This window comes from Natronorubrum bangense (genome assembly GCF_004799645.1).
In the GTDB taxonomy this organism is placed as follows: Archaea; Halobacteriota; Halobacteria; order Halobacteriales; family Natrialbaceae; genus Natronorubrum; species Natronorubrum bangense.
Genome location: NZ_CP031305.1, coordinates 1,878,122 through 1,890,187, shown reverse-complemented (window position 1 = coordinate 1,890,187; position 12,066 = coordinate 1,878,122). Strand labels below are relative to the sequence as shown.

Here is a 12,066-nt window from a genome sequence, read left to right as displayed (position 1 = left end):
GAAAAACGGATTCCGGTCGCGATCGGCCGTTAGTCTTCGAGGACGATCTCGATGGAGACGTCGTTTGGCACCTGAATGCGCATGAGCTGGCGGAGTGCGCGTTCGTCGGCGTCCAGATCGATCAGGCGCTTGTGGACGCGCATCTCCCAGTGCTCCCACGTGGCGGTACCCTCGCCGTCAGGCGACTTCCGGGTCGGCACCTCGAGGGTCTTCGTCGGCAGCGGGATCGGACCGCTCAGGTTGACGCCGGTGTTGTTCGCAATCTCGCGGACGTCGTCGCAGATGTCGTCTAAGTCGTCTGGACTCGTGCCCGCGAGTCGAACGCGTGCCTGCTGCATTTATTTGTCGTGGACCTCGAGAACCTTCCCGGCCGCGATGGTCTGACCCATGTCGCGGATGGCGAAGCTCCCGAGTTCTGGGATCTCGCTCGATGGCTCGATGCTGAGGGGCTTTTGTGGTCGGATGGTGACCACAGCAGCGTCACCCGACTGGATGAAGTCTGGGTTCTCCTCGGCGACCTCGCCGCTTGCGGGGTCCATTTTCTTGTCGATGGATTCGATCGTACAGGCGACCTGAGCCGTGTGGGCGTGGAAGACTGGCGTGTAGCCGGCCGTGATCACGGATGGGTGCTGCATGACGACGATCTGCGCCTGGAACGTCTCGGCGACGCTTGGTGGGTCGTCGGCTGGACCACAGACGTCACCACGGCGGATGTCGTCCTTACCGATGCCGCGGACGTTGAATCCAACGTTGTCACCGGGCTCGGCTTTTGGCACCTCTTCGTGGTGCATCTCGATCGTCTTGACTTCGCCACCGACGTCCGATGGCTGGAAGGAGACGTTGTCGCCGATGTTCATGATACCGGTCTCGATACGTCCGACTGGGACGGTACCGATGCCGGAGATCGTGTAGACGTCCTGAATCGGGAGTCGGAGCGGTGCGTCCGTTGGTGGCTGTGGTGCTGGCAGGCTGTTGAGTGCCTCGAGCAGGGTCTCGCCGTCGTACCACGGCGTGTTGTCGGAGGCCTCGGCGATGTTGTCGCCTTCGAACGCCGAGATCGGGATGAACGAGGCGTCCTCGGTGTTGAACTGGACCTGCTTGAGCAGCTGCGTAACCTCTTCGACGACGTCGTCGTAGGTCGACTCCTTGTAGTCGACAACGTCCATCTTGTTGACGCCGATGATGAGTTCGTCGATACCGAGGGTGCGAGCCAGGAAGACGTGCTCCTGGGTCTGGGGCGCGACACCGTCGTCAGCGGCGACGACGAGGACGGCGTTGTCCGCCTGGGATGCGCCCGTGATCATGTTCTTCACGAAGTCGCGGTGGCCAGGACAGTCGACGATAGTAAAGTCGTACTCGTCGGTGGTGAACTCCTGGTGGGCGATGTCGATGGTGACACCACGCTCTCGCTCTTCTGCGAGGTTGTCCATGACGTAGGCGAACTCGAATCCGCCCTTGCCTTTCTCTTCTGCTTCTTCGCGGTGCTGTTCGATGACGTGCTCTGGTACGCTCCCCGTCTCGTAGAGGAGGCGTCCCACGAGCGTACTCTTCCCGTGGTCAACGTGGCCGATGACGGCCAGGTTCTGGTGTTGTTCGCTCATTGTTGTAGCTCACGCGCAAAGGCGCTTATATCGGTCTATTTTGCTCGTTGCGGTTAAAACCATTTCGAAAGCGTATTCTGTCGACCCCGACGCCTTCTTGCGGTTTGTCTAGTATTCACACGGTACAGGACGTTCAACCGGCGGAAACGAAACGCCAAATCGGGAGTCCTCACGGCGAACGACCGTCTGTTGTACTGTGGGACAGCAGTCAGTGAAACGTCGGTACCGAATTCGCGGCCGTCCCCGAAGGTGACGGCCGCAGTAGCGCGATCGAGCGTTGAATATAGTAGCTACTGAACGTCACTGCACACCGCATCGCACGACGGCTATGCGATGCGTGTGTCCATCGGTTCAGTTGTTACTATAGCTCTGTCAGATAGTACAGTGTGTCAATCAGTTCAGTTGTTACTATACTGGATCCACCGCTCGCGCGCGGCGTTCCGAGAACGTCAAATTTCGAGTGAAAAGTGAACGGACGGAGTGTGTCGACCGAAGACTACAGCGGTGGGAGTCGACCGACGTCGGAAAGCACTGCCGTCGCCGTCTCCGGGCCGCCAGCGCCGCGACCACTCGAGTGCAGCGAGCCGGCGTTTCGCGTCTCGATCTGGACGATGTTTCGCGTGCCGGTGACGGCAAGCGGGCCGTTTTCGGGGACGAGTCGCGGCCCGACGCGGACGCCGTCGCGGGTCGCTTCGCCGATGAGGCGGATCGTGCGGCCGTCTTCGGCGGCGAGGTCGAGCGCGCTGCCAGGAATCGACTGGATGCCCTCTACCGTGGCGTCCTCGAGCGAGAAGCCGCCGTCGGCAAGGACGTTCGCGAGGATGACGAACTTGAGCGCGGCGTCGGTGCCGTCGACGTCGAACGTCGGGTCGGCCTCAGCCACACCGAGGTCCTGGGCTTCCGCGAGGACGTGTTCGTAGTCGAGGCCTTCGGCGGCCATCCGCGTCAGGATGAAGTTCGCAGTCCCGTTCAGAACGCCACGGGCCGCGGTGACGGCTTGTGGCGTCGAGTCTTCGATGGTCGACAACACCGGAATCGCGCCGCCGACGGTGGCCTCAAAGCGGATCGAGCCCGCGCTGTCGGCCTCGAGTGCGCGCAGTTCTTCGTAGCGTTCTGCGACGGGGCCTTTGTTGGCCAACACGACGTGGCGGTCGGCCTCGAGGGCGCGTTTGACGTGCGAGAAACCGGGTTCGGCGTCGTCCAGTGTGGTCGGCGTCGCCTCGACGAGGACGTCGTAGTCGGCGTCAAAGACGTCGTCGGGCTCGCTCGAGCCGAGCGCCTCGTCGCCGGCTTTTCGCTCGAGTGCGCCGGCGACATCGATCCCGTCGTCGTCGACTGTAGCGGTGGTCGAGTCAGCGAGCGCAACGACTTCGTGTCCGTACTCGCCGGCGAGGTCAGCAACCGAGCGGCCGACGTCTCCGGCACCGAGAATTGCGAGTTTCATGCGGCATCACCTCCAAGGAGTGGTTCGACGACAGTGAGTTCCTTCTCCGAGCCGATCGAACGGATCGCTTCGAGTGCTGCATCGGAGCGACCGGAGTCGATTGCAAGCCGGACTCGGGCACTCGAGACGGCTTCCGTGCCGTCGGGTGCAGCAAGCGAGAGGTCGCGAACGACGGCGTTGGCCTCGTCTTCGATCCGCGAAAGCGTGTTCGAGAGGTCGCGCTCGACGAGATTGCCGACGAGGACGACGCTGATCTCCTCGCCGTAGTGTTCGGCACCGGCCTGAATGACGTTGACACCGGCGTCGCGAAGCGCGTCAACGATGCCATCGAATCGGTCCGGCGGACATTCGAGGTCGACCTCGACGGGGATATGCCCTCGAGGGGTAATGTTCCCGCGCTCGTGGTGGATACTCAGAAGATTGCCACCGTTGTCGGCGATCGGCGAGAGCGCGCGAAGGAGCTCACCGGGTTCATCGACAAGCTCGAGACGGACAGTGTAGGCGCGAACGCCGCCATCTGTCTCCGTCTCGTCTTCGTCGACGGGGTCGTCACTCACTGCCGCCACCTCCTGCGTTCAGGCGTCCACGCGTCATCATGATATATGACTCTGTAGTGGGAGCGTAAAAGGATATAGGACTTCCCAAAACAGGCCATCTTCGTTACCGTGGCACACGTAACTCGCTGTCATGGGAGTCGAGACGCCGCAACGAAACAGTGGTCCTTAGAGGTGGTCTTTTCCCGGGTTCGACGAACCCCAGTCGCCGCGCCCGCCTTCGGTTCGGTCGATACCCATGATCGACTCGGCTTGGTCGGGGCCACCGAGACTCTCGCGAGCGTCGGGGACGCGGACCGTGATGTCGTCGATCTCGGGCCACGTGAGCAGTTCGGCCTCGATGTTGCTCGTCGTGATATCACTCACCGAACACCCCTTGCAGCCACCGCCGAGTTCGATGATCACTTCACCGGTCTCCGGGTCAGCCGCACGAACGGCACTCGTCCCACCGTGCATCTGGATGATCGGCATCTCGCGGCTGAGCCAGCGCTCGACACGCTCTTTGAGTGGTGCCTCGGTGTCGGCGTCAGAGACAGCGTTGGAATCCGTCATTACTGGAACTAGGAACTCGAGCGATCAATAAGGTTTTGACGTCTGCTATCGTCCATCACGGTTGTTACTGAACGTTTCAGAGAGATACCAGACCGTCAGCGCTCGTCGACACCGCGGCGTCGGCGCAGCCACTCGAGGGCGATGGCCCCGCTTGCGAGTCCAACAGCGGCTGTGGGACCGGAGAGGCCGGGAATCGGGTCGGAAGCGTCCGCGCTCGCCTCGGACAGATCGTTCCTGAAGGTGTACAGCGCCCCCTCGGTGTCCGCATTGGGGATCAACGGTGTGCTGCTCGCAACGAACGTTTCGCCGGGGTCGGCGACACGGGCAGTCCAGAACCCTGCCTTGTCGACGTCATGCCAGTGGGCGCGTTCGTCGGGTGCAGCGGGGTCGCTGACGTCGTGGACTTTGACACCGCCTTGATACCACGAGGAGTAGAGTCGCCCGTCGCGCAACTCGAAGTTGTGCGCTGTCGTCCACATCCCCCCGTAGTAGGATGCGTCGTCAGCTGCGGGTGCGTCAATCGTTGCCCGGAAGGCTGGCTCGCTCGGGGTACTGATGTCGTAGAGATCGATCCCGCCCGGTCCGTCCGGGGCGTCACCACCCGTCTCCCAGGCTTCTCGACCGACCGCGAGAAGGTCACCACTGTCGTCTATCGCCGAGTAGTGGTCGTTGCCCGGCAGCCCCATCTGTGCATCCTCGTTCTCGAGTGCTCGTTGTGTCTCGAGATCGGTGTCTCGGACCCGCGAGAGCAGCTCCGGGTCGGTCGGGTCGCTCACGTCGAGCAAATAAGTGCCGGCGTTCCAGTGTGCGAGGGCAGCGACATCCTCGTGAACGTACACGTCGTGGAGATAGCGAGCGAGCCAGTAGATGGCCTCCCACTCGGGTTCGTGGTCGAGCAGCGACCAGCGACCGATCTCCGTCGGCTCGTCGTCGATGTCGAAAATAACGAGCGAGTGGGCATCGGTGTCGTTTTCGACGACATAGAGCAGGTCGTCCTCGAGAAAGCAGTTGTGGATGTGAGAGCCGGTTTCGTAGGGATCGCTGACGGTGACTGGATCAGCGGGGTCGCTCACGTCGTAGATCACGAAGCCGTGGAAGACGTCTGCAGACGTTCTGTTCGCCGGGCCGACGACAGCGAGTCGATCGCCGTCGACTTTCACATCGAGGATCTCGGTCATTCGAGTGCCATCGACCTCGAGGTCGAGTCGCTCGGCGAGCACGGTGGGGTCTGCAGGGTCGCTGATGTCGACGGTGACGAAGCCGGTGGTAGCGGCGAGATACGCCGTCTCGCCGTCGTCGCCGACGACGGCTTCGGCAGCACCGTCGACCTCGACACGGCCGAGTGGGTCGCCGTCCGGACTGGACTCGAGTGCAGTCGACGCGCTGGCTGCTGTCGACGCGACGACTGACTGCGGGAGGGCCACGGCGGTGCCGACGGCGCCGCCCGTTCGAAGGAACGCTCTCCGCTGCATACAGAACCCAACGTCCGGGCAGTCAAATAAAACGTGGTCAGCACCAGGTGCCGACACAGCCCGAGAAACCGTCGCGTGGCTCGTCTTACAGTCGACGTCGATCGCCCGTCCCACCGGTCAGAGCGCTGGCGAGTGCGCCCTCGAGAACGACGTCATCGCCGAGATCGGTGACGCGAATCTCGGGCATGTTGGTCATCACCATCTCCGAGACGCGGTCGCGGATGGCGTCGACGACCAGTTCCTCGTTGTGCAGGGCAACGGCCCCGCCAAAGGAGATCACGATCGGTGCGAACGAGTGGATCACGTTCGTCACACCGATCGCGTTCCAGTGGGCGAGTTGCTCGATCACGTAGTCGGCCAGTTCGTCCTCACCGGCAAAGTCGAAGACGTCTTTGGCCGTAAAGTCGGGCTCCTCGAGCGGGAGGTCGGTCGTGATCGTCGGGTCGTCCTCGGCGAGCAGACGAGTGTAGTTCGGAATCCCGTTACCCGAGCAGTAGGCTTCCCAGTGACCGTCGTGGCCACAGCCACAGGTCAGGCGCTCACGTGGATCGACGACGTAGTGACCGACCTCGCCCGCATTGCCGTCCCAGCCACCCATGATATCGCCGTCACAGCAGACGCCGGCACCGATCCCCGAGGAGATGGTGATGTAGACCATGTCATCAGGGTTGCGGTCGGCGTGAAACCGCTCGCCGATAACGCCCGCAGTGGTGTCGTTGTGCAGGTGGACCTCGTCGCTGTCGATCAGTTTTTCGACCGGCCCCGTCAGCGGGATGCGATCGATCGAATCCGGTAGGTTTGCGGGATCGATCACCGTCCCCTCCGCGAGGTCGAACGGGCCGATCGAACCGATTCCAGCAGCGACGATCGACTGAGGAGCGATCCCAGCATCACTACAGGCACTCCGAACCGTGCGAAGTACGCCCTCTGTGACGTCAATCCCCGTTGGACCGCGTGGTGTGGGCCGACGGTCTATGCCGACCGTCGTTCCATCGTCCGTCGCGACGGCGGCCCGAACGTTCGTCGCGCCGAGATCGACGCCCGCGTAGTAGTCCATCTTATCCTAAAGACGACCGTCACCGTACTTAACTACACAGATCGTACTCGACAACGAGTAACCGTTCCAATAGATCTGGCGTTCTGTTTACTCGAGTCGACGGTCACGCGTCGGACAGCGGTACACGTATGGTAGTTTGTGACATGGTCATACGTATGACCACCGACGACCCACCGACCGAGACGGAGACAGAGCCAGTGGCATCACTCAGTGAGACGGAGTGCAACGCGCTCCACGAGGTCGAACTCGGCCTCGAGTGGATCCAGCGCGCGCACGGAAGCCTCCTCGAGTTCCACCACGCGACGGGCCACGGAATGGACCATCTTCGCGAGGCAGAAATACTGCTCAGAGCCACTGGCCACGACGAACTCGCCGACACGATCCGAGACGAACTCCTCCCCCACGGCGTCGTCGACGAGCATCGCTGGTCGTACGACGTCCTCGAGAACTATCAGGAGACGTTGCTGGCGGAATCGAGGGCAGTCGAGCGACGGGTACGGCGTGAACTGGCTGACGGAGAGCGCCACGTCCGAGAACGTCGGCAAGAACGAGCGTGGAAAGAACGGGCCAGCAAGCCATAGTGTTCCAGCATCGTCGACCTGATCGAATGGGAAAAGCGTCGGTGTCGGCTGATACAGGCTGCCTACTCCATCACGTCGAGATCACGGAAGTACGTGACCGGACACGGTGCCTGCAGGATGATCTCCTGTGAGACGGAGCCGAGGACGGCCTTTTCTGCGGGCGAGCGCCGTCGGCCGCCGACGACCATTCGGTCGGCATCGACATCGATCGCCATGTCGACGACCTTGCTGCTGACCTCGCCAAGTGCGCCCCGGACCTCGTACTCGACGCCGGCATCGGCGAAGATTTCCTCGAGGTCGCCGACCGGTGAGCGTTTGGCGGCGACTTCGTCGGGGTCGACGTCGTCGACACGAGCGTCGAAGCCGAGGTCGTCGTGGATGTCTTCGTACTCGTCTTCCGTGAAGGCGTGGCCGATCACGACCTTCGCATCGAGTGGTTCTGCGATCTCGAGGACGGTGTCGGCGAGTTCCTCGGCGCGGACGGTATCCATCGGCCCGACTGCAAGCAGTATCGTATCGATCGCCATGTCAGCACAGTGGTAGTGCCACCTGCTTAAGTATTCTTGTCGGCACAGTATTCCGGCGATCGCCGGCGACGGCTATATGCGAGTGTCCCGAACACGGGTCGAAACGAAGGACCGACCGAGCGTCGACTCATACGGACTGTTGTCGTCACGTACCGCCGATCACCGACTCCATCGCGGGCGATCGGCGGTACATCGGTACAGCAGACCGTATCACTCATCGTTTCTGACGAACGTCACTGGACACGGTGCCGACAGGAGGACTTCCTGTGCCGTCGAGCCGAAGACCGCCTTTCCGGTCGGCGAGCGCCGTCGGCCGCCAACGACGACTCGGTCCGCGTCGACGCTGGTGGCGAGGTCGACGATCGTCGGCCCGTGTTCGCCGATCGCCCCGCTCACATCGTAGTCGATGTCGTGCTCGTCGAACACTGCGGTGAGATCGTGGATCGTCGAATGTCGTCGTGCGACCTCGTTGGGGTCGATCTCGTCGTCCCCGGCGGCGAAGTCGAGCCGTGAGACCACCTCGTCGTACTCGTCGTCTGTAAAAACATGTGCAAGCGAGACGGTCGCGTCGGCCGGTTTGGCGACCTCGACGACGGCTGCAGCCAGTTCGTCGAGTCGATCAGCGTCACCGGGGCCCACAGCAAGGAAAACGGTATCTAGTGTCACAGAACGACTATCCCGACGATCCTATTTAAATTCTGGACGTCCTGTCAAGCCAGTGTCTGATAGCGAGGTCGCCGCCTCGAGGTCCGGTCCCGAGTGCTTTTCCACCCAGTCGGCGATGGTGCTGTATGGACGGACCCGACCTCGAGGGACGGACGGTGCTCGTGACGGGCAGTGCAAAAGGCGTCGGCCGCGAACTCCTGCTTTCGACGGCCGACTGCGGGGCGAAGACGGCCGTTCACTATCACTCGAGCGCAGATGCAGCCAGCGAGGTGGCCGCGGAAGCAACAGCACGCGGCGCGAACGACTCGATGACGGTTCAGGGAGACGTCACCGATCCCGAAAGCGTCGATGAGCTCTTTGCGGCCGTCGAAGCCGAACTGGGGTCGATCGACGTGCTCGTGAACAACGTCGGCGATTTCGCACCCAGCCACTGGGCCGACCTCGAGTTCGACACGTGGACTCGAGTGCTCGAGACCAACCTCAACGGCACCTATCTCTGTTCGAAGCGCGCACTGCCGGCGATGCGCGAGCAGTCGTACGGCCGGATCGTCAACATCGGCTACGCCTCGAGCGAGCAGGGACTGGTCAGCCCGAAGAACTTCCCCTATTTCGTCGCGAAAGCAGGCGTGTTGATGTTTACGCGGATGCTCGCGGCCGACACGCAAGACGACGGGATCACAGTCAACGCCATCTCACCGTACGTCGTCGAAAACTCCGACGAGTTCCCCGCTGACCTTCCTCGAGGTCGACCTGCGAGCTTCGAGGATCTGATCGCCCCGCTGTATTTTTTCCTCGATCCGGATAGTGGGTACATCAGCGGCGAAAACATCGAAGTCGACGGCGGCTGGTTACCCGAGACGGTTTGAGTTGGCATGACTCGTTTGGCAGCGGGTTGAAACCTCGGTGCGACCAACGTTGTGTATGGTACTTCCGATCGCGATGGGGTGGCGGCACCTGTTGTTTGCCAACTGGCCCGTCGAGCCCGACGTCGTCGCGACACGACTTCCCGACGGCCTCACAGTCGATACGTACGACGGTCGAGCGTGGCTCTCGGTCGTTCCGTACCTGAACGTCGACGTTCGTCCGCGCGGGGTTCCCGGCGGTGTTGGGTTCGAGTTGCCCGAACTCAACCTCCGAACGTACGTCACGTGCGACGGCGAGCCCGGCATCTACTTCTTCAGTCTCGACGCCGAGGGCGTTCTCGGCGTCGTCGGCGCGCGTCTCTTTCATCACCTGCCGTACTACGCCGCCGACATCGACATGACCGCAGCCGACGGCGCGATCGCGTTCGAAAGTGAGCGTCGCCATCCGGGTGCGTTCCCCGCGACGTTTTCCGGGACGTACGAGCCAGTCGGCGAGCCGTTCGTTCCCGAGCCTGACTCGCTCGCGGCGTTTCTCACCGAACGCTATCGCTACTATACGACGGGGCGCGACGGATCGATCCGCTACGCCAATATCGACCACGAGCCGTGGACGCTCCGAGGGGCGTCGGTGACGATCGAGGCGAACACGCTGTTCGAGGCCAACGGGTTCGAGCCACCCACGGACTCCCCGATCTGTTACTACAGCCGCGGCGTCGATATCACCTCCTCGAGAAATCGTCGCTGGCGGTAAGCTACGCGAGCGGTCTCGCGAGGAACGATCGATATACCATGCTCGCGGCCGTCGCTCCAACCGATGACGACTGGAACGATCCGCGCGATCCACGTCGCCGCCGAACAGGGCGCGCCGATGGAACCTCGCGAGTCAGTGCGTGCAGTCGCTGGCCGCGGTCTCGAGGGTGACCGCTACTTCGACACCGAGGGGACCTTCGCCGACCGGGCGGGCAGCGACTGCACGCTGATCGAATGCGAGACGCTCGAGGCGGTCGAGTGCGACTACGACCTCGACCTCGAGGACGGCATCCATCGTCGGAATCTCACGACCGAGGGAGTCGCGCTGAACCACCTCGTCGGCGAGCAGTTCCGGGTCGGCGACCTCCTCTGTGAGGGAACCGAACTCTGCGAGCCGTGTTCGTATCTCGAGGGCCATCTCGAGCGAGAAGGCGTTCGTGAGGCGCTCGTCCATCGTGGTGGACTTCGCGCGCGGATTCTCGAGGGTGGCGTTGTCCGACTCGGAGCCGCTGTTGAACGAGTGTAGATTTCCGGCGATCATCCGGATATGTTCGGTGAGCCAACTAGGGAGACAAACCTAAACATACATTCCTGCGAGCGCTAAGAGTCACAGCATGAACGAGCCGGGAGTCCAATCACTGATGGATCAGGAGACGCTCGACCAGCGGGTCCGCGATGGGGAAACCCCGGAGTGGGTCGCCGATCACTGGGCGTCGTTTCAGGAGGGATTGCTCGGCGAACGAAACGAGAGCCCGTTCCCGTGTTACTTCGGCGTCGAGTCGGTCCAGCAGGGTGAGCCGCTCTACACCGCTGTCCCCTCGATGAGCGACGCCGACGCGCTGTTGACGCTGCGGGATCGAATCCTCGAGTATCTCGAGGTCTATCAGGACCACTCCGAGCGGGCGTCGCTCGTCACGTTCTTCAAGCCGCCCGAAACACCGCTCTCGGAGCAAGAGTACCACGAGGCGCTGTGGCACATCCTCCAGACGCTGCACCTGCACGACCCAGAGCCGTGGCCAGAGGAGATCCCGACCGATCCCGACGACCCACACTGGGAGTTTAGTCTCGGCGGCGAGCCGATGTTCCCCACCTGTCGAGCACCGTTTTACGACCGGCGAAAGAGCCGCTACTGTCCGATCGGCCTCGAGATCACGTTCCAGCCGCGGGCGCTGTTCGAGAACCTCGGTGTGACAGCTGACACCGACGCCGGCCAGAACGCTCGCGACGTTATCCAGGATCGGATCGAGGAGTACGACGGCGTCTGTCCACACGCCGATATCGGCGATTGGGGCGTTGAGGGCGACCGCGAGTGGCACCAGTATATGTTGTCAGCAGACGAGGAACAGGCACCGTCGGCGTGTCCGATGACGGTCACGCGAGAGCACCCGAAACCCGCCGCTCGGCTGCCATGACCGACGTCGAAAACGAGCACGACGCCGACCGCTTCGAGGACGCCGTGCTCGTATTGATCGACTTCCAGACGGGGTTCGACGACCCGACATGGGGAACACGGAACAATCCCGACGCCGAAGCGAACGCCGCGCGACTGCTCGAGCGCTGGCGGGAGACGGGGCGACCAGTCGTCCACGTCCGTCACGACTCGACCGAGCCCGACTCGCCGCTTCGGGGCGACGAGGACGGGTTCGCGTTCAAACCGGAGACGGCACCGCTCGAGGAGGAGCCGACGATGGCAAAATCGGTCAACAGTGCATTCATCGGGACAGATCTCGAGGAGTGGCTCCGAGACGAGGGACACGAGACGCTCGTTATCGTGGGGCTGACGACTGACCACTGCGTCTCGACGAGCACCCGAATGGGGGAGAATCTCGGCTTCGACGTCGCCGTCGTCGCCGACGCGACAGCGACGTTCGACCGGAGCTACGACGGCGACCACTTCGACGCGGAGACGGTCCACCGAACCGCGCTGGTCCACCTCGAGGGCGAGTTCGCGACAGTGATGACGACGGCTGACCTGCTCGAGTGAGCGGGTTGGATGAGT

At 62.7% G+C, this 12,066-nt stretch carries 15 protein-coding genes; 6 read left to right on the top strand and 9 right to left on the bottom strand.

The genetic code is table 11. The annotated features are described in order from the left end of the window. Nucleotides 1–29 precede the first annotated feature (29 nt). The 7 genes from rpsJ to DV706_RS09395 form a co-directional block, all read right to left on the bottom strand. Entirely contained in the window at nt 30–338 is a 309-nt protein-coding gene (rpsJ, locus tag DV706_RS09425; protein ID WP_004215311.1) for a 30S ribosomal protein S10, read from the bottom strand. Further along, entirely contained in the window at nt 339–1,601 is a 1,263-nt protein-coding gene (tuf, locus tag DV706_RS09420; RefSeq protein ID WP_006064867.1) for a translation elongation factor EF-1 subunit alpha, read from the bottom strand. A gap of 496 nt (nt 1,602–2,097) precedes the next feature. Then, on the bottom strand, nt 2,098–3,045 hold the full coding sequence (locus DV706_RS09415; protein WP_006064868.1) for a homoserine dehydrogenase: 948 nt from the start codon (nt 3,043–3,045) through the stop codon (nt 2,098–2,100). After that, nucleotides 3,042–3,611 carry a hypothetical protein gene (locus DV706_RS09410; protein WP_006064869.1) on the bottom strand — a complete coding sequence of 190 codons (570 nt, stop codon included), beginning with the start codon at nt 3,609–3,611 and terminating at the stop codon, nt 3,042–3,044. The genes DV706_RS09415 and DV706_RS09410 overlap by 4 nt, the downstream gene beginning before the upstream one ends. 156 nt (nt 3,612–3,767) lie before the next feature. After that, entirely contained in the window at nt 3,768–4,151 is a 384-nt protein-coding gene (locus tag DV706_RS09405; protein WP_006064870.1) for a NifU family protein, read from the bottom strand. 95 nt (nt 4,152–4,246) lie between these two features. Then, entirely contained in the window at nt 4,247–5,623 is a 1,377-nt protein-coding gene (locus tag DV706_RS09400) for an LVIVD repeat-containing protein (RefSeq protein WP_006064871.1), read from the bottom strand. A gap of 85 nt (nt 5,624–5,708) precedes the next feature. Then, nucleotides 5,709–6,680 carry an ROK family protein gene (locus tag DV706_RS09395; protein ID WP_006064872.1) on the bottom strand — a complete coding sequence of 324 codons (972 nt, stop codon included), beginning with the start codon at nt 6,678–6,680 and terminating at the stop codon, nt 5,709–5,711. A 155-nt stretch (nt 6,681–6,835) separates the two neighbouring features. Between DV706_RS09395 and DV706_RS09390 the strand changes: the two genes are divergently transcribed. Next, nucleotides 6,836–7,261: a hypothetical protein gene (locus DV706_RS09390; RefSeq protein ID WP_006064873.1), complete on the top strand. Its 426-nt coding sequence runs from the start codon at nt 6,836–6,838 to the stop codon at nt 7,259–7,261. Between the two features lie 62 nt (nt 7,262–7,323). Here DV706_RS09390 and DV706_RS09385 read toward each other — a convergent pair whose 3' ends face one another. Together DV706_RS09385 and DV706_RS09380 are read right to left on the bottom strand one after the other, a co-directional pair. After that, entirely contained in the window at nt 7,324–7,788 is a 465-nt protein-coding gene (locus DV706_RS09385; protein ID WP_006064874.1) for a universal stress protein, read from the bottom strand. A 210-nt stretch (nt 7,789–7,998) separates the two neighbouring features. Continuing rightward, complete coding sequence (locus DV706_RS09380; RefSeq protein ID WP_049889643.1) at nt 7,999–8,454, bottom strand: universal stress protein; 456 nt, start codon at nt 8,452–8,454, stop codon at nt 7,999–8,001. A 125-nt stretch (nt 8,455–8,579) separates the two neighbouring features. On the opposite strand from DV706_RS09380, the gene DV706_RS09375 reads away from it, so the two are divergent. The 5 genes from DV706_RS09375 to DV706_RS09355 all read left to right on the top strand — a co-directional run bounded on the left by DV706_RS09375 (nt 8,580) and on the right by DV706_RS09355 (nt 12,051). Next, complete coding sequence (locus DV706_RS09375) at nt 8,580–9,320, top strand: SDR family NAD(P)-dependent oxidoreductase (protein WP_006064876.1); 741 nt, start codon at nt 8,580–8,582, stop codon at nt 9,318–9,320. A 55-nt stretch (nt 9,321–9,375) separates the two neighbouring features. Then, nucleotides 9,376–10,068 carry a YqjF family protein gene (locus tag DV706_RS09370; RefSeq protein ID WP_006064877.1) on the top strand — a complete coding sequence of 231 codons (693 nt, stop codon included), beginning with the start codon at nt 9,376–9,378 and terminating at the stop codon, nt 10,066–10,068. A gap of 63 nt (nt 10,069–10,131) precedes the next feature. Then, a complete protein-coding gene (locus DV706_RS09365; protein WP_006064878.1) occupies nt 10,132–10,593 on the top strand; it encodes an MOSC domain-containing protein in 462 nt (153 codons plus the stop codon). An 88-nt stretch (nt 10,594–10,681) separates the two neighbouring features. Beyond that, nucleotides 10,682–11,479, top strand: a complete 798-nt coding sequence (locus DV706_RS09360; protein WP_049889644.1) for a YqcI/YcgG family protein — start codon at nt 10,682–10,684, stop codon at nt 11,477–11,479. Beyond that, complete coding sequence (locus tag DV706_RS09355; protein ID WP_006064880.1) at nt 11,476–12,051, top strand: cysteine hydrolase family protein; 576 nt, start codon at nt 11,476–11,478, stop codon at nt 12,049–12,051. The genes DV706_RS09360 and DV706_RS09355 overlap by 4 nt, the downstream gene beginning before the upstream one ends. Nucleotides 12,052–12,066: the final 15 nt, after the last annotated feature.

Excerpts from the sequence above, each read along its gene's own strand:
- rpsJ (WP_004215311.1), bottom strand. The coding sequence starts at position 338 with ATGCAGCAGGCACGCGTTCGACTCGCGGGCACGAGTCCAGACGACTTA.
- tuf (WP_006064867.1), bottom strand. The coding sequence starts at position 1,601 with ATGAGCGAACAACACCAGAACCTGGCCGTCATCGGCCACGTTGACCAC.
- DV706_RS09415 (WP_006064868.1), bottom strand. The coding sequence starts at position 3,045 with ATGAAACTCGCAATTCTCGGTGCCGGAGACGTCGGCCGCTCGGTTGCT.
- DV706_RS09405 (WP_006064870.1), bottom strand. The coding sequence starts at position 4,151 with ATGACGGATTCCAACGCTGTCTCTGACGCCGACACCGAGGCACCACTC.
- DV706_RS09400 (WP_006064871.1), bottom strand. The coding sequence starts at position 5,623 with ATGCAGCGGAGAGCGTTCCTTCGAACGGGCGGCGCCGTCGGCACCGCC.
- DV706_RS09395 (WP_006064872.1), bottom strand. The coding sequence starts at position 6,680 with ATGGACTACTACGCGGGCGTCGATCTCGGCGCGACGAACGTTCGGGCC.
- DV706_RS09390 (WP_006064873.1), top strand. The coding sequence starts at position 6,836 with ATGACCACCGACGACCCACCGACCGAGACGGAGACAGAGCCAGTGGCA.
- DV706_RS09385 (WP_006064874.1), bottom strand. The coding sequence starts at position 7,788 with ATGGCGATCGATACGATACTGCTTGCAGTCGGGCCGATGGATACCGTC.
- DV706_RS09375 (WP_006064876.1), top strand. The coding sequence starts at position 8,580 with ATGGACGGACCCGACCTCGAGGGACGGACGGTGCTCGTGACGGGCAGT.
- DV706_RS09370 (WP_006064877.1), top strand. The coding sequence starts at position 9,376 with ATGGTACTTCCGATCGCGATGGGGTGGCGGCACCTGTTGTTTGCCAAC.
- DV706_RS09365 (WP_006064878.1), top strand. The coding sequence starts at position 10,132 with ATGACGACTGGAACGATCCGCGCGATCCACGTCGCCGCCGAACAGGGC.
- DV706_RS09360 (WP_049889644.1), top strand. The coding sequence starts at position 10,682 with ATGAACGAGCCGGGAGTCCAATCACTGATGGATCAGGAGACGCTCGAC.
- DV706_RS09355 (WP_006064880.1), top strand. The coding sequence starts at position 11,476 with ATGACCGACGTCGAAAACGAGCACGACGCCGACCGCTTCGAGGACGCC.